The following is a 14,721-nucleotide window of genomic DNA, read 5'->3' as shown; positions in this document are numbered from 1 at the left end:
TGCGGTAGATGGAAGTTTACTAACGCTCAATATCGTATTGATATGCATTGGCGTTCGGGTATAGCCTGAATGCATGACCCGAAGATGGCCCGAGATCACCGTCCTCGAGCTGCTCGTCGGTATCGACGATCATGGAAGTCTCAGTGCCGCAAGCAGGGTCGCCGGCATGGCGCAGCCGAACGCCAGCCGGGCGATCAAGCAGCTCGAGCGACAGTTCGAGATGTCGCTGGTGCAGCGCAAGCCGACCGGTTCCACCCTGACGCCGCAGGGGACGGTCATCGCGCACTGGGCGCGAAAAGTGCTTGCGGACGCGCTCCAGCTGCTCGACGTGGCCGAAGGGTTGCGTACCGAGCGCGCCGCAGAGTTGACGGTCAGTGCGAGCAACACGGTGGCCGAACACCTGATACCGGGCTGGCTGGGGCAGTTTCGGAGCCTGAACCCCGATGTCACCATCCACCTGCAGGTCCGCAACTCGACCCAGGTGATCGAGGGCGTCCTGGACGGGACATGCGATGTCGGGTTCGTCGAGTCGCCAACCGTCCCCCGTACGCTGCACAGCCTCACTGTGGCGCGCGACAGACTGGTGGTCGTCGTGCACCCCAACCACCTGTGGGCACGCCGCCGCAAGCCCCTCACCATCGCCGAGTTGGCCACGACGCCCCTGGTGGTTCGTGAGCCCGGGTCCGGCACGAGGACGACCCTCGACCTGGCCCTGCAGGACTACACCCGGGCCGCGCCGCTGCTCGAACTGGGCAGCGCAGCGGCCATCCGGACCAGCGTGCTGGCCGGTGTCGGTCCCGCGGTTCTCAGCACCCTCGCGGTCAGCGAGCAGGTGAGGTCGGGCGAACTGCGGGTCATCGAGGTGGCCGGCCTGGACCTCGACCGGGTCCTGCGGGCGGTGTGGAAGCCGCCGCGTCAGCTCGAGGGACCTGCCGGTGATCTGGTGCGGCTGGTGCGGCGGACGGCGAACGAACGGAGCGAATGACGCCCGGGGTCTCCCGGACCTTCCGTTGTGTTGAACGACTTGGTAAGCGCGGCAACAGTATTCGGATTCCGGGACTGATTTGGGCGCCCGGCCATAGGATGGCGCGACACGTGTTCGGGGCCGGGGGGATTCATCGGTACCGGTGCCGCGTGAGCATCCCTACTGAATGGAGTTCGTACATGTTTCGTTCCACGATGCGCCGGGTCGCATCCGCAGTCTTCGCCTCGGCCATGTTGGCCGGTGGTCTCGCCGTCGGGTCCGGTACCGCGGCAGCCAATCAGGACACCACCTCGGGCCCAGCGGTATCCAAGTCCTTTGAGAACATCGACGTCCTGAAGGGCGCGGCAGGCCAGCCCGGCACGACCCTGTACGTCGCTCCCGGCGAAGAATTCACCATCCACAACTCGTTCCGTGTCCAAGACGGCGACGAGCGGATCCTTACTCGCATCACAGATCACGCGCCGGCCGGCCTCGAGTACGTTCCGGGCAGCGCCAAACTCGCGATCGTGGGGGGTGACCCCAACGTCCCCTACCTCTCCTACGAGGTGATCCCGACCACTCCCGAGGTTGGTTCGGGAACGGTCTCGGTCGTGGCTCCCGGGGCCGGGTGGTCGGTCGCCCCTGGCGCTGGGCACGGATGGATCGAGTTCAGGGTCACCTACCGTGTCCCGCAGTCTGCGCAGATTGGTGCCGTGTTCGACACTGGCGTGACCTTCGACGTGGCTGGTCACGAGGGCGGCTTGGGGTGGAATCCGATTGGCTTGTCCGTTGCCATCGCCGCCGGATCGGGCTCGTCGGATGGCTTCGGTAGTAGCGGCCAGTAGTGGGCGGACGACCATGTCGGGTGATCGCGTCTGAGCCCGTTGGGCTCGGCTCGCTCGCTTGACGCGACTCGAGCGTGGACAGGGCCGTCCGGGACTTCCCGGGCGGCCCTTGCCGCTCACGCCATGTCGTGCTCGTCCCCGGGGGCGACCTTCCGCAGGCCTCGGTAGGCATCCGCGGGGGTGCGACGGCCCGCGACGACGGCCTCGACCTCCGCCGCGATGGGCATCTCGACGTCGAAGTCGCGGGCCAGTTCCATGACGGTCGGCGCGGTCTTGACCCCCTCCGCGACCTGGCCCAGCTCGGCGACCGCCTGTTCCACGGTCAATCCCCTGGCGAGCGCCTCGCCGACCCGACGGTTGCGGGACGCCGGGCTCATGCAGGTGGCGATGAGATCGCCGACGCCGGTGAGGCCGGCGAACGTGCGGGGGTCCGCGCCCATGGCCTCGCCCAGCCGGGTCATCTCGGCGAGCCCGCGCGCGAGCACCATGGCCCGGGTGTTGTCGCCGACGCCCAGTCCGTCCGCCATGCCCGACGCGATCGCGACGATGTTCTTGAGCACCCCGCCGAGCTCGCAGCCGAGGACGTCGGTGTTGCGGTAGACGCGGAAGACGGACGACGCGAACAACGGCTGCAGGGCGCTGGCCACCCGGTCGTCCTGGGTCGCGACCACGGCCGCCGCGGCCATGCCGTCCGCGATCTCCCGCGCGATGTTCGGTCCGGCCAGCAGGCCGACGGGATGGCCGGGCAGGCACTCGGCGATCACCTCGGTGGGGCGCTGGCGGGTGCCCGGTTCGAGCCCCTTCGCCAGCGACAGCACCGGCACCCACGCCCGGACCTCGTTGCTGATCTCGCTCAGGGTGCTGCGGATGGCGTGCGAGGGCACCCCGACGACGAGGACGTCGGCCGCCCTGGCGGCCTCGATGATGTCGTCGGTGGCCCGCAGGCCCGCGGGCAGCTCACGGTCACCGAGATAGCGCGAGTTGCGGCGCTCGGTGTTGATCTCCTCCGCCGCCGCCGAACTCCTGGACCACAGCAGGGTCGGGGTGTTGTGGGCGGCCAGGCCGGCCACCGTGGTGCCCCATGACCCGGCCCCCAGCACGACCACCTGCACCGGCCGCGACATCAGGACTCACCGTGCGTGCCATCGACACTCGTCGTCATCGACTCAGGGTCCCACCGCGGCGGGGCCCGCGGTGCGGGTTTCTGCGAACTTGGAGCCGGCGTCAGGGCGCGACGACACCGGCGATGGGGATCCGTCCGCCGACCGCGACCCGGAAGTCGACCATGGCGCGCTGCAGGTGATCCGGGCTGGTCACCACGACCGCCCCGGTGGCACCGCGCTGGGCCAGGATCGCGTTGGTGTTCTGCGCGTTCTCGACGGTGGATCGTGAGGTGTTCTCCTCGGTGATCCGGACCGCCGGGATGCCGCGGGCGATCAGCCACTCGCGCATCGCCCGGGCCTCGGTGATGCCGGACTGCGGTACTCCGCCGCTGACGATGATCGGCGTGAACGGGAACTGCTGCGCCAGTACGAGGGTGGCCTGGAGTCGGGATTCGAGCACCGGCCGGATCGCGCCGTTGGGGAACAGTCCGGCCCCGAGCACCACGATGTTCGTGCCGATCGGGTTGAGCACCAGGGCCACCGGAGACTGCGTGGTCAGTGTTTCCAACCGGGTGCAGGCGAGAATCACCTCGCGGATGGGGGTCTGGCAGCCGCCGACCGTGGAGAGCGCGCCGTTGACCAGTGTGGTCGGCGACAGCAGCGGGTCGACCGACGATGCCGCCTGGGCGGCCCCGGGGACCGCTGCGGCGGCGGCCGCGGCGAGCAGCGTGCCGACTAGGACCTGACGAAACTGGCGCGAGCGTGACCGTGGCGACATGAGACTCCTCTTCGTGCTGGCGACTTTTCCTGCAGGAGGCGGCAATCGAACCCGAGTGTGCCGTAGCGCCCACCGTTTTGCGAGTCTTCCGAAGGATCAGTCACCGGACCGTGACAGGGCGGACGGCCACCAGACGGCCCTGCCGATGTCGTGCGAGAGCGCGGGTACCAGGATGCTGCGCACCACGATGGTGTCGAGCAGGACGCCGAACGCGACGGCGAACCCGACCTCTGCCAGGAACACCAGGGGCAGCACGCCGAGCACCGCGAAGGTCGCGGCCAGGACGATGCCGGCCGACGTGATCACCCCACCGGTCACGGCGAGGCCCCGCAGCACGCCCGACCGGGTGCCGTGGCCGATCGACTCCTCGCGCACCCTGGTCATCAGGAAGATGTTGTAGTCGATGCCGAGCGCGACCAGAAACACGAAGGCGAACAACGGGAACGACTGATCGGCGCCCGCGAAATGGAACACGTGGGTGAACATGAAGCCGCACACGCCGAGGGTGGCCGCGAAGGACAGCACCACTGTGGCGATGAGGATCAGCGGCGCCAGCAGCGCCCGCAACAGGACGGCCAGCACCACGAAGATCACGGCGAGCACGATGGGGATGATCAGGTTGCGGTCGTGGACCGAGGCCGCCTGCACGTCCAGGGTGGCGGCGGACGTGCCGCCCACCTGGGCGTCGGCCCCGGGGACGGCGTACACCGCCGCCCGCAGTCGGGTGACGGTCTCCAGCGCCTGCGGCGAGTCGTAGGCGTCCGCGAGGGTGACGTTGACGACGGTGCGGCCGTCGATCGGCGCGACCGTGAGTGTCGAAGGGGGGCAGCCCGGTTGGGCCTGCTGCGGCAGCTGGCCGCCGGAGAGCTGCGTCAGGGCGGCGAGCTTCGAGTAGTCCACCTGCACGCACACCGACCCGGGCGCGGTCGAGACGCCCTCGACCCGGCCGGCCGCATCCATCACCTGGTCCAACTGGGCCACGTTGGTGGTGATCACCGCGGGCGCCCCGGTGCCGGGATCGAACTTGGCGTCGTAGATCCTTTGTCCCGCCACGGCATCGGGCGTGTTGGTGAAGTTCTCGGTGGTGGTGAGCCCGTCGGTGCTCAGGCTGCCGATCCCGACCGCGAACAGCACGACGAGCAGCGCGGTCGCACCGATCCACGCGGGCCGGTCGCGGCGACCGACCACCTCGGCGATCCGCCCCCACATGCCGTGCGTCGCGAGGTCCGCCGCGTGGTCGACCCGGGGAATGCGGGGCCAGAACACCCACCGTCCCGCGACGGCCAGGAACACCGGAAGGAACGTCATCATCACCAGGTAGGTGCAGCTGATTCCGATCGCCGCGACCGGGCCGAGGCCCTTGTTGGAGTTCAGTTCGGAGAAGGTCAGGCAGAGCAGGCCGAGGATCACGGTCAGGGCGGACGCGCTGATGGCGGGGGCAGACTCGCGCCAGGCCCGGATCATCGCGTCGAACCGGTCGGGGTACCGGTGCAGTTCTTCCCGGTAGCGGGAAATGAGCAGCAGGGCGTAGTCGGTGCCCGCGCCGAGCACCAGCACCGAGAGGATGCCCTGGCTCTGGCCGGTCAGCGTGATCACCTCGTGCTCGGCGAGGAAGTAGACGGCCATCGAGGACAGTCCGAGCGCGAGCACCGCCGACAGGATCGGGAAGAACCACAGCACCGGCGAGCGGTAGACGACCAGCAGGATCAGCACCACCACCAGCAGTGCGGCGCCGAGCAGGGCGCCGTCGATGCCGGCGAATGCGTCGATCAGCGCGACGAGCAGCCCGCCGGAACCCGCGGGCAGCACCACCAGTCCGGTGTCGCTGGTCGCGGCGGTCGCGGTGTCCATGACGGTCTGCTCGGTCTGGGCGAGAGCCTCACCGTTGACGGCGGTGCCGTCGGCGTCGGTGGCGGCCAGTGGGACGAACAGCGCGGCGGTGGTGCCGTCGGCCGAGTACTGGACGGGCGTCATGCTCGACCTGTCGACGCCCTCCACGTCGGCGACCTCGGTGGTGGCCCGTGCGATGGCCTCCTTGTCGGCCGCGGTCAGTGGACCGGCGTCGCGTTTGAAGACGACGAACCCCGGGACGGTCGTGACGGTGACGAACTTCGCGGCCTCGTTGGCGACCTTCGTGGACTCGGCCGACGCGGGCAGGTACGACGCGTTGTCGTTCTTCTGGACCTCGCTGAGTTTGCCCTGGAATGCTCCGCCCGCACCGCCGAGCAGGAAGGCGAGCGCGGCGAGGGCGATGACCGCGACCACCGGCCAACCTCGCCGAGGGCGCGGCGGTTCGGCGGGGGCGTTCTCGGTGTCGAGGTCCAGTTCGGTCATGTGTGTCCTCGCATGCGCTCATACGGCGGAGGTCAACGCGCTCCAGTAGAACACGGGTGGAGGTGCCGCGAAACCGGAATCCGGTCGGGCGTGAGAAGGGAATTCGGCGGGAGTGGACTGTTTGCCGACATCGTGACGGGAACATGTTCTACCTTGTTGCCGTCGGGCACGGCGGATGCCGTCCACTCCTCAGAAGGGCAGGTTTTCGATGGGAACTCACGGCACCGACGCCGGGCGGGCCGGTGGCCGGGCGGGAGGCCTGTCCCGGCGCGGCTTCCTGACGGCGGCGGGCGCCACTGCCTTCGCCGCGCTGGCCTGGACGCCCGCCCGCGCACTGTCCTCGGACGACCCCGAGTCCACACTGCCGGTGCCGCCGGCGTTTCCCGACGGTATCCCGCTCGCCCAGCAGGGCTACGAGAACTGGGCTCGCGAGATCGTCTTCGACGAGGTGTGGACCGCCACGCCGCGCGACGCGCAGGACGTGGTCCGGCTCGCGAACTGGGCCCACGCAAACGGATATCGCCTGCGGCCCCGCGGCACCATGCACGGTTGGAGTCCGCTGACCCTGGTGGCCGGACAGAACGTCGAACGCATCGTGCTGGTGGACACCATGAGCCGGTTGAACTCGATCGAGGTGAATCCCGGTGGCAGTCCGGCGACGGTCACGGCGGGCGCGGGCGCCAGCCTCGGGGACATCCTCGGCCAGCTGCAGGACCACGGCCTTGGCTGGGCCAATTCTCCGGCCATCGGCGAGCTCTCGATCGCGGGCGTTCTCGCGATCAACGCACACGGCGCCACTCTGCCGGCAGACGGCGAAACCGTACTCCCCGGAGCGTCCTTCGGTTCACTGAGCAACCTGATCACCGTACTCACCGCGGTGGTGTGGGACGAAGGTTCGGGGCAGTACCGGCTCCGGGACTTCACCCGCGCGGACGCCGGGATCCGGCCACTGCTCACCCACATCGGCAGGTCGTTCCTCACCTCGGTGACGCTGCAGGCCGGGCCGAACTACCGGATGCGCTGCGAGTCGATCACGGACATTCCGTGGCGGGAGTTGTTCGCCCCCGCAGGCGCACTCGGCCGCACCTTCGAGAGCTACATCGCGAAGTCGGGTCGGGTCGAGGCGATCTGGTTCCCCTTCACCGAGACTCCGTACCTCAAGGTGTGGACGCCCACCCCGACCAAGCCGCCGCAGTCACGCGAGGTCACCGGTCCCTACAACTACCCGTACGCCGACTCGATCCCGAAGCCGGTCACTGACCTGCTCGCTCAGATCCTCGGCGGTACCGGTGCGGCCACCCCGCTGTTCGGTCAGGCCCAACTGGGCGTCTTCCAGACAGGACTGGCCGCCACCAACGGCGCGGACCTGTGGGGTTGGTCCAAGGACGTGATGTTCTACCTGCGTGCCACCACCGTGCGGATGAACGCCGGCGGCGGCGTGGTGATCACCCGCCGGGCGAACATCGCCCGGGTGATCAACGAGTTCACCAGCTGGCACCACGAGCGGCAGCGCCAGCTCCAGTCCGAGGGCAGGTACCCGGTCAACGGTCCGTTCGAGGTGCGCCTCTGCGGTCTCGACGACCAGGCCGAGGTCATGGTGGAAAGTGCTGGTCCGCCGACCATCTCGGCCCTCCGTCCGAGGCCGGACCATCCGGAGTGGGACACCGCGATCTGGATGAACGTGGTCGGGGTCCCGGGCACGCCCGGTCAGGCCGCGTACTTCCGCGAGATGGAGCAGTTCATGCGAACGAACTACCGCGGCGACTACGCCACCTTCCGGCCGGAGTGGGCCAAGGGGTGGGCGTTCACCGACGAGGCCGGGTTCGTGGACGAACCGACGATCGAGTCGGTGATCCCGGCGACCTTCCGGGCCGGCGTCCCGGCCGGCGACAACTGGGACTCCGCGCGCGCCGCGTACAACGCACACGATCCCCACCGGGTCTTCTCGAACCCGTTGCTGGACAAGCTTCTTCCGTGAGGCTCAGTGGCCCGGCGTCCGCGCCGGGCCGCTACTTGCGCGCGCGGGGTCGGATGTGTTCGAAGACCAGCGTGGTCTCGGTCGCGGCGACGTCCGGCCGGGCCGAGAGGTGATCGAGCACGAAGTCGCGCAACGCGGCGGTGTCCCGCATCGCCACGTGCAGCAGGTAGTCGTCGGCGCCGGCGATGAAATAGACGTCGAGCACCTCCGGCGTGGCGGACATCCGCTCGGCGAACCGGGCCATGTGCGGGCGGGCGTCGGCGCGCAGCCGGACCGCGATCATCGCCTCGAGGTCGCGGCCGAGTGCCGCGGGGTCGACGTCCGCGTGGAACCCCCGGATCACACCCCGCTCGACGAGTGAGCGGACGCGGGCCAGGCAGGTGGACGGCGCGATCCCGGCCAGCTCGGCGAGCGCGTTGTTGGGGGTGCGGGCGTCACGGGTGAGCTGCGCGAGCAGCACGTGGTCGACTTCGTCCAGCCGGACCTGCCGAACATCATTCGGCCGCGGGCCACCAGAGGCTCCCTTGGCCGAAGATTCTCGGTTCATACACCGACTCTAGAGAATTTCCAGCGGATTTCTAGGCATGGAACCAATGGAAATTCATACTTTGATCAGCGCCGATCGCGCTCGTCGAGATCAACCAGCCCCTCCCACCCCTGAAGGAGCCGTCATGAGGATCGCAGTCCCCCGCGAGGTCAAGAGCCACGAGTACCGGGTGGCCCTCACACCCGGGGGAGTTCACGAACTCGTCACCCGCGGGCACCAGGTGTTCGTCGAGGCCGGAGCCGGTGCCGGCTCGACCTTCGCGGACGACGACTATTCCGACGCCGGCGCGCAGGTGCTCGACGACGTCGACGAGGTGTGGGCGGCGGGTGACCTGCTGCTGAAGGTGAAGGAGCCGGTGGCACAGGAGTATTCGCGGCTGCGCGGCGACCAGGTGCTGTTCACCTACCTGCACCTGGCGGCATCGAGGGAGTGCACCGATGCGCTGCTCGCCGCGGGCACCACGGCGATCGCCTACGAGACAGTCCAGACCCCGGACGGCGCGTTGCCGCTGCTCGCCCCGATGAGCGAGGTTGCCGGCCGGCTCTCCGCGCAGGTGGGGGCGTACCACCTGATGAGCAGCGCAGGCGGTCGCGGGGTACTGATGGGCGGGGTCCCCGGGGTGAGCCCGGCGCAGGTGACGGTCCTCGGGGGCGGCGTGGCCGGTCAGAACGCGGCGGCCATCGCGGTTGGGATGCACGCCTCGGTCACCGTGCTCGACCTCAACCCCGCCCGGCTGCACGAGATCGACGATCGCTACCGCGGTCAGGTGCGGACGATCGTCTCGAACCAGTTCGAGGTCGAGCGCGCGGTGCTCGACTCGGACCTGGTGATCGGCGCCGTCCTCGTGCCGGGGGCGCGGGCGCCGCGTCTGGTGAGCAACGAGATGGTCTCCCGGATGCGGCCCGGCTCGGTCCTGGTCGACGTCGCGGTCGACCAGGGCGGCTGCTTCGAGGACACCCGGCCCACCACCCACGACGCGCCGACCTACCGGGTCCACGAGTCGGTGTTCTACTGCGTGGCGAACATGCCGGGCGCGGTGCCGCGTACCTCCACCCTGGCGTTGACCAACGCGACGATGCCGTACGTCGTCGCGCTGGCCGACCAGGGGTGGCGCCGCGCCACCGCCGCCGACCCGTCGCTGGCGGCGGGGCTGAGCACCCACGACGGCATCCTGGTCTCGGACGCGGTGGCGCAGGCGCACGGGTACCTGGCGCAGCCGGCCGCCTGACGCGCCCGCCGGGTCAGGCGCTGGCGGGGGAGGCGCGGTGCCCGGTGCGGGCCGTGCGGATGGCGGCAGCCGGTCGCGGGTTCGGCAGCTGCCGAACCGGTTTGCCCGTGACCGCCCGGGCGGCGGGCCGCGACACCGTGATCTGCTCGGCCGCCCTCGGCGCGGTCGTATGCGGACGCGTGGTTGCGGTGCGGGCCGGGTGCGGCGCCGCTGCGGGCGACGAGAATTCGTTCTGCAGGAACGACTCGGAGGAATCGTCGAGGATATTCATCCAGTCGTCGTGCAGCGGCGGAGAAATTGTTCCGGTGAGCGTCGAGGTGTAGCTCCTGTTTCGATATCCCATGATGTCTTTTTTCTTGTCGAGCTTCCACTGCTTGAAAAGCTCGCCCTGTTTTTCCACCTGGAATTCCGGGTAATCCGTCGGCGTCACCAGGTCGCGAATGTACGCGGCCTGGAAATCGATTTCCTCCGTCGCGGTGCCCAGTGATTCCTCGCGGCCGCGCCAGTGCTCGATGTCCTGCTGCCGAGTTTCGCTGTCGGGTAGCTGGATTCGGCCGAGGATGACGTCTCGCGCGTACCAGGCCTGGGCGTCGAACATGTTGAAGGTGAAGTACTGGTCCTGCATGCCCAGGTACATGAGCCGGGGGTTCTCCTGGAAGAAGATGCCCTTGTAGATGTCCCGCGGGTACAGGCGGTTGTTGGTCCGCAGCGTCAGTTCGTCCGGAAGGAACGGAAAGTGGTGCTGGTACCCGGTGCACAGCACGATGGCGTCCACCTCGCGGGTGCTGCCGTCCTGGAAGTGGGCGACGTTGCCGTCCACGCCGGTGAGCAGCGGGACCTCCGACATGCCCGCCGGCCAGGCATGGCCGAGGGGGTTCGAGCGGTAGCTGAAGGTGATCTCGGCGGCGCCGTACTTGTAGCACTGGGTTCCGATGTCCTCGGCCGAGTAGCTGCTGCCGACGAGGAGGAGTCGCTTGCCGGCGAACTCGCGCGCGTCCCGGAAGTCGTGGGCGTGCAGGACCCGGCCGGGGAACTGCTCGAGCCCGTCGAACTGCGGGACGTTCGGCGTCGAGAAGTGGCCCGTCGCGACGATGACGTGGTCGAACTCGCTCGACTCGAGGACGTCACGGTCGTGGTCCATGACGGTGACGGTGAACTTCCGGGTCTGCTCGGAGTAGCTCACCCAGCGCACGGCCGTGTTGAACCGGATGTACTTGCGGACGTCGCTCTGCTCGACTCGGCCCATGATGTAGTCCTGCAGGACCGCCCGCGGCGGGTACGAGGGGATCGGGCGCCCGAAATGCTCCTCGAAGGAGTAGTCGGCAAACTCGAGGCATTCCTTCGGGCCGTTCGACCAGAGGTAGCGGTACATGCTCGCGTGCACGGGCTCGCCGTTTTCGTCGAGTCCGGTGCGCCATGTGTAGTTCCACATGCCGCCCCAGTCTCGCTGCTTCTCGTAACACACGATGTCGGGTATGCGCCCCGGATCAGAATTTCGTGCAGACTCGAATGCCCTCAGCTGTGCGAGGCCACTCGGACCGGCTCCCAAAATTGCGATCCTTGGCGTCAATTCCATCTCCCTGTTTCGTTGATCCGTTCTTCCTGCCTAGCATGAACCGCGGCGATTGGGCCAATTCGGTGATTGTGTGTCCTCGCCATTGTTCGGCGGTGGGGGAGTTGCCGAAATGCGCCCCACCAGGGCGGACAGCGTACAAACGCGACCACCCGGACGGATGGGCGAAATGTCCTGATTGCCACCATGCTGGGGCGCGCGTCGACAGGTACCGGCATACCCTGGCCAGCGACCGGAAGGAGGGGCGATGACCGAGGCCCTGGCAGTGCAGCGGGACGGCGACGTCCTCACATGGACGTTGAATCGTCCGGAGACCCGCAACGTGATCTCCGAACCCGACATGGTGGCGGCGATCGAGGCCGCCGTCGACGAGGTGAACGCCGACCGCACCGCCCGGGTGGTGGTGCTCACCGCGGCCGGACCGGCCTTCTCGTCCGGCGGCAACGTCAAGCACATGCGCGATCGCGAGGGCATGTTCGCGGGCAGCCCCGCCGAGCTGCGCACCGGCTACCGGTACGGGATCCAGCGGATCCCGAAGGCGTTGTTCCACTGCGAGGTTCCGGTGATCGCCGCGGTCAACGGTCCCGCGGTCGGCGCCGGCTGCGACCTGGCGCTGATGTGCGACATGCGCATCGCGTCGACGGCCGCGTCGTTCGCCGAGAGCTTCGTCAAGCTCGGCATCGTGCCCGGCGACGGCGGCGCCTGGTTCCTGCCGCGGGCGGTGGGGGCGGCGCGGGCCGCGGAGATGGCCTTCACCGGCGACGCCGTAGACGCCGCGACGGCGCTCGAGTGGGGGCTGGTGTCCCGGGTCGTGGAGCCGGAGCAGTTGCTGCCGGCCGCTCACGAACTGGCCCGGCGGGTGGCGGCGAACCCGCCGCAGGCGCTGCGGATGACCAAAAAGCTGCTCCGCGAGGGACAGCATCAGAGCCTGGAAAGCCTGCTGGAGTTGTCGGCGTCGATGCAGGCCCTCGCGCACCACACCCGGGACCACCAGGAGGCGGTCGCGGCGATGCTCGAGCGTCGGACGCCGGAGTTCACCGGGGAGTGAGCGTGATCGCCACCTCAGGTGAGGTGTTTGTCGGTGGATCGTCGTATGGTGTCTCACCGTGATCATCGTCAGTACGGACGGCTCCTGCCTGCGCAATCCCGGTGGTGCAATCGGCTGGGCGTGGGTCAATCACATGGGCCCCAGCCGCGCAGGTGGAGAGCCCTCGGGGACCAACCAGATCGCCGAGTTGCGGGCCGTGCTCGAGGCCATCCGGGCGCATCCCGGCGACGAGCCGATGCTGATCGAGTCCGACTCCCAGTACGCCATCAAGTGCGCCTCGGAGTGGGTGACCGGTTGGAAGCGGAAGGGCTGGCGGACCTCGTCCGGCGAGCCGGTCAAGAACATCGACCTGGTTCGCGACATCGACGACGCGATCACCGACCGGACCGGTCCCGTCCGGTTCCGCTGGGTCCGCGGGCACGTCGGCAACCACTACAACGAGGAGGCAGACCGGCTGGCGGGTGAGGCCGCCCGCGCGGTCAAGGCCGCGCCGCCCGCGAAGGTCCCGGCGTCGGACCCGGTGCCGGCCGCGCCCGACTCCGTCACCGCAACCGGGGCGTCGACTCCCGCAAAGACCGTCACGCGCACCCGGGCAGTGCCGGCGCGTGCGAAGGCGGGCTCCGCGCCGGTCCCCACGGAGCCGATGCTGTTCGACATCCCGGCAGCGGGCGACGCGCTCACCCTGTTCTGAGCCGACTCGCCCGTCGATCGGCGGACTGCGGGCGGCTCCTGGGGTAGACATGGCGAAACGCCGGTCACCCGAGGAGGAGTCGCACGTGTTTCCTGGGAACTTCGTAGCCGCCGCACCTGACAAGCCCGCGATCATCCGCCCCGCCACCGGCGAGCAGCTCACCTACCGCGAGCTCGACGAACGCTCGACGAGGCTGGCCCGGTACCTGCGCTCGGCGGGGCTGCGGCCCGGCGACCACCTCGCCCTCGTGTCGAGCAACGACGTGCGGGCGCTGGAGGTGTACTGGGCGGCGCTGCGTTCCGGGCTGTACATCACGGTGGTCAACTGGCACCTGACCGCGGCGGAGGCCGCCTACGTGGTGAACGACTGCGGAGCCCGAGCGCTGATTGTGTCGGCGGACGCCGCGGCGGCCACGGCCGCTGTCCCGGAGGCATTTCCGCTCGTCGGCCACCGCCTCGCCTACGGCGGCCCGGTGGCCGGTTTCGAGGACTACGAGCAGGCCTTGGCGGGCGTCGACGCCGGACCGCTCGACGACCAGCCCCGCGGCCAGGACATGCTGTACTCGTCGGGCACCACCGGCCGGCCCAAGGGGATCAAGCCGAGGCTGCCCGAGGGACAGGTGGGCGAGACCATGGACCCGTACACCGCAGTCTTCGCGCCGATGTACGGATTCGACACCGACGCCGTGTACCTGTGCCCCGCACCTCTCTATCACGCTGCGCCACTGCGCTTCTGCGGGACAATCAACTCTGTCGGCGGCACCGTCGTGCTGATGGACCGGTTTGACGCCGAGCAGGCGCTCGAGCTGATCCAGCGGTACCGCGTCACCCACAGCCAGTGGGTGCCGACGATGTTCGTCCGGATGCTCAAGCTGCCCAAGGAGATCCGCCAGTCCTACGACGTGTCGAGCCTGCGGGTCGCGGTCCATGCCGCGGCACCGTGCCAGCCCGAGGTCAAGCGCGCCATGATCGAGTGGTGGGGACCGGTCGTCAACGAGTACTACGCCTCCACCGAGGGCTCCGGCGTCACCTTCATCGGCAGCGAGGAGGCACTGGCGCACCCGGGATCGGTTGGGCGTGACGGCGTCGTGGGCATCGTCCACATCTGCGACGGCGACGGTGCCGAGCTCCCCGCGGGCGAGATCGGCACGGTGTGGTGGGAGCGCGAGGAGCGGCCCTTCGAATACCACAACGACCCCGCCAAGACCGACGACGCGACCCACCCCGACCATCCGACGTGGACCACGAGCGGCGACATCGGCTACCTCGACAGCGACCGGTTCCTCTACCTCACCGACCGCGCCGCCTTCACGATCATCTCCGGTGGCGTCAACATCTACCCGCAGGAGTCGGAGAACGTCCTGACCCTGCACCCCAAGGTGTACGACGTCGCGGTGATCGGGGTGCCGAACGACGAGATGGGGGAGGAGGTCAGGGCGGTGGTCTCGCTCGAGCCGGGCATCGAACCCAGCGCGGAACTCGAACGCGAACTGCTGGACTACGTCCGCGCCCGCATCTCCCACTTCAAGGCCCCGCGACGCATCGACTTCAGCGACGACCTCCCCCGCACCCCGACCGGCAAGCTGGTCAAGCACCGGTTGCGGGCGCGGTACCTACCCGCGGCCGGGTAGCG

The 14,721-nt window shown here is 69.1% G+C and carries 12 protein-coding genes; 7 read left to right on the top strand and 5 right to left on the bottom strand.

Annotation, left to right across the window (positions count from 1 at the left end; all coding sequences use genetic code 11):
• Nucleotides 1-73 precede the first annotated feature (73 nt).
• Together RT2_RS21160 and RT2_RS21155 are read left to right on the top strand one after the other, a co-directional pair.
• On the top strand, nucleotides 74-985 hold the full coding sequence (locus tag RT2_RS21160) for a LysR family transcriptional regulator (protein WP_072846775.1): 912 nt from the start codon (nucleotides 74-76) through the stop codon (nucleotides 983-985).
• 179 nt (nucleotides 986-1,164) lie between these two features.
• Nucleotides 1,165-1,809, top strand: a complete 645-nt coding sequence (locus tag RT2_RS21155) for a hypothetical protein (RefSeq protein WP_072846774.1) — start codon at nucleotides 1,165-1,167, stop codon at nucleotides 1,807-1,809.
• A gap of 116 nt (nucleotides 1,810-1,925) precedes the next feature.
• Here RT2_RS21155 and RT2_RS21150 read toward each other — a convergent pair whose 3' ends face one another.
• The 3 genes from RT2_RS21150 to RT2_RS21140 all read right to left on the bottom strand — a co-directional run bounded on the left by RT2_RS21150 (nucleotide 1,926) and on the right by RT2_RS21140 (nucleotide 6,024).
• On the bottom strand, nucleotides 1,926-2,933 hold the full coding sequence (locus tag RT2_RS21150) for an NAD(P)H-dependent glycerol-3-phosphate dehydrogenase (RefSeq protein ID WP_072846773.1): 1,008 nt from the start codon (nucleotides 2,931-2,933) through the stop codon (nucleotides 1,926-1,928).
• Between the two features lie 100 nt (nucleotides 2,934-3,033).
• Nucleotides 3,034-3,690 (bottom strand): YdcF family protein, encoded by a 657-nt coding sequence (locus RT2_RS21145; RefSeq protein WP_072846772.1) that lies wholly within the window; start codon nucleotides 3,688-3,690, stop codon nucleotides 3,034-3,036.
• A 96-nt stretch (nucleotides 3,691-3,786) separates the two neighbouring features.
• Nucleotides 3,787-6,024 (bottom strand): MMPL family transporter, encoded by a 2,238-nt coding sequence (locus tag RT2_RS21140; protein ID WP_072846771.1) that lies wholly within the window; start codon nucleotides 6,022-6,024, stop codon nucleotides 3,787-3,789.
• A 208-nt stretch (nucleotides 6,025-6,232) separates the two neighbouring features.
• On the opposite strand from RT2_RS21140, the gene RT2_RS21135 reads away from it, so the two are divergent.
• Nucleotides 6,233-8,002, top strand: coding sequence for a cholesterol oxidase substrate-binding domain-containing protein (locus RT2_RS21135; RefSeq protein ID WP_072846770.1), 1,770 nt, complete (start codon nucleotides 6,233-6,235; stop codon nucleotides 8,000-8,002).
• Between the two features lie 31 nt (nucleotides 8,003-8,033).
• Here the strand turns inward: RT2_RS21135 and RT2_RS21130 are convergent, their stop codons facing one another.
• The gene (locus RT2_RS21130; RefSeq protein ID WP_072846769.1) at nucleotides 8,034-8,549 is read right to left on the bottom strand and encodes an Lrp/AsnC family transcriptional regulator; all 516 of its coding nucleotides are present in this window, start codon (nucleotides 8,547-8,549) and stop codon (nucleotides 8,034-8,036) included.
• Nucleotides 8,550-8,673: 124 nt separating this feature from the next.
• Between RT2_RS21130 and ald the strand changes: the two genes are divergently transcribed.
• Complete coding sequence (gene ald, locus RT2_RS21125; RefSeq protein ID WP_072846768.1) at nucleotides 8,674-9,777, top strand: alanine dehydrogenase; 1,104 nt, start codon at nucleotides 8,674-8,676, stop codon at nucleotides 9,775-9,777.
• A gap of 13 nt (nucleotides 9,778-9,790) precedes the next feature.
• On the opposite strand, the gene RT2_RS21120 is transcribed toward ald, so the two are convergent.
• Nucleotides 9,791-11,353 carry a trimethylamine monooxygenase gene (locus tag RT2_RS21120; RefSeq protein WP_245709542.1) on the bottom strand — a complete coding sequence of 521 codons (1,563 nt, stop codon included), beginning with the start codon at nucleotides 11,351-11,353 and terminating at the stop codon, nucleotides 9,791-9,793.
• A 244-nt stretch (nucleotides 11,354-11,597) separates the two neighbouring features.
• Between RT2_RS21120 and RT2_RS21115 the strand changes: the two genes are divergently transcribed.
• The 3 genes from RT2_RS21115 (at nucleotide 11,598) to RT2_RS21105 (ending at nucleotide 14,719) form a co-directional block, all read left to right on the top strand.
• Complete coding sequence (locus tag RT2_RS21115; RefSeq protein WP_072846767.1) at nucleotides 11,598-12,398, top strand: crotonase/enoyl-CoA hydratase family protein; 801 nt, start codon at nucleotides 11,598-11,600, stop codon at nucleotides 12,396-12,398.
• A 58-nt stretch (nucleotides 12,399-12,456) separates the two neighbouring features.
• Nucleotides 12,457-13,089, top strand: a complete 633-nt coding sequence (locus tag RT2_RS21110) for a ribonuclease H family protein (protein ID WP_072846766.1) — start codon at nucleotides 12,457-12,459, stop codon at nucleotides 13,087-13,089.
• 85 nt (nucleotides 13,090-13,174) lie between these two features.
• Nucleotides 13,175-14,719, top strand: coding sequence for an AMP-binding protein (locus tag RT2_RS21105; protein ID WP_072846805.1), 1,545 nt, complete (start codon nucleotides 13,175-13,177; stop codon nucleotides 14,717-14,719).
• The last annotated feature ends 2 nt before the right edge of the window (nucleotides 14,720-14,721 follow it).

Source organism: Rhodococcus tukisamuensis NBRC 100609 (assembly GCF_001894985.1).
Taxonomy (GTDB): Bacteria; Actinomycetota; Actinomycetes; order Mycobacteriales; family Mycobacteriaceae; genus Rhodococcus_G; species Rhodococcus_G tukisamuensis.
This window is presented reverse-complemented; position numbering and strand designations above follow the sequence as displayed.

Coding starts and splice junctions, on each gene's coding strand:
- ald (WP_072846768.1), top strand. CDS start 8,674: ATGAGGATCGCAGTCCCCCGCGAGGTCAAGAGCCACGAGTACCGGGTG.
- RT2_RS21120 (WP_245709542.1), bottom strand. CDS start 11,353: ATGGAATTGACGCCAAGGATCGCAATTTTGGGAGCCGGTCCGAGTGGC.
- RT2_RS21155 (WP_072846774.1), top strand. CDS start 1,165: ATGTTTCGTTCCACGATGCGCCGGGTCGCATCCGCAGTCTTCGCCTCG.
- RT2_RS21150 (WP_072846773.1), bottom strand. CDS start 2,933: ATGTCGCGGCCGGTGCAGGTGGTCGTGCTGGGGGCCGGGTCATGGGGC.
- RT2_RS21145 (WP_072846772.1), bottom strand. CDS start 3,690: ATGTCGCCACGGTCACGCTCGCGCCAGTTTCGTCAGGTCCTAGTCGGC.
- RT2_RS21130 (WP_072846769.1), bottom strand. CDS start 8,549: ATGAACCGAGAATCTTCGGCCAAGGGAGCCTCTGGTGGCCCGCGGCCG.
- RT2_RS21115 (WP_072846767.1), top strand. CDS start 11,598: ATGACCGAGGCCCTGGCAGTGCAGCGGGACGGCGACGTCCTCACATGG.
- RT2_RS21160 (WP_072846775.1), top strand. CDS start 74: ATGACCCGAAGATGGCCCGAGATCACCGTCCTCGAGCTGCTCGTCGGT.
- RT2_RS21135 (WP_072846770.1), top strand. CDS start 6,233: ATGGGAACTCACGGCACCGACGCCGGGCGGGCCGGTGGCCGGGCGGGA.
- RT2_RS21140 (WP_072846771.1), bottom strand. CDS start 6,024: ATGACCGAACTGGACCTCGACACCGAGAACGCCCCCGCCGAACCGCCG.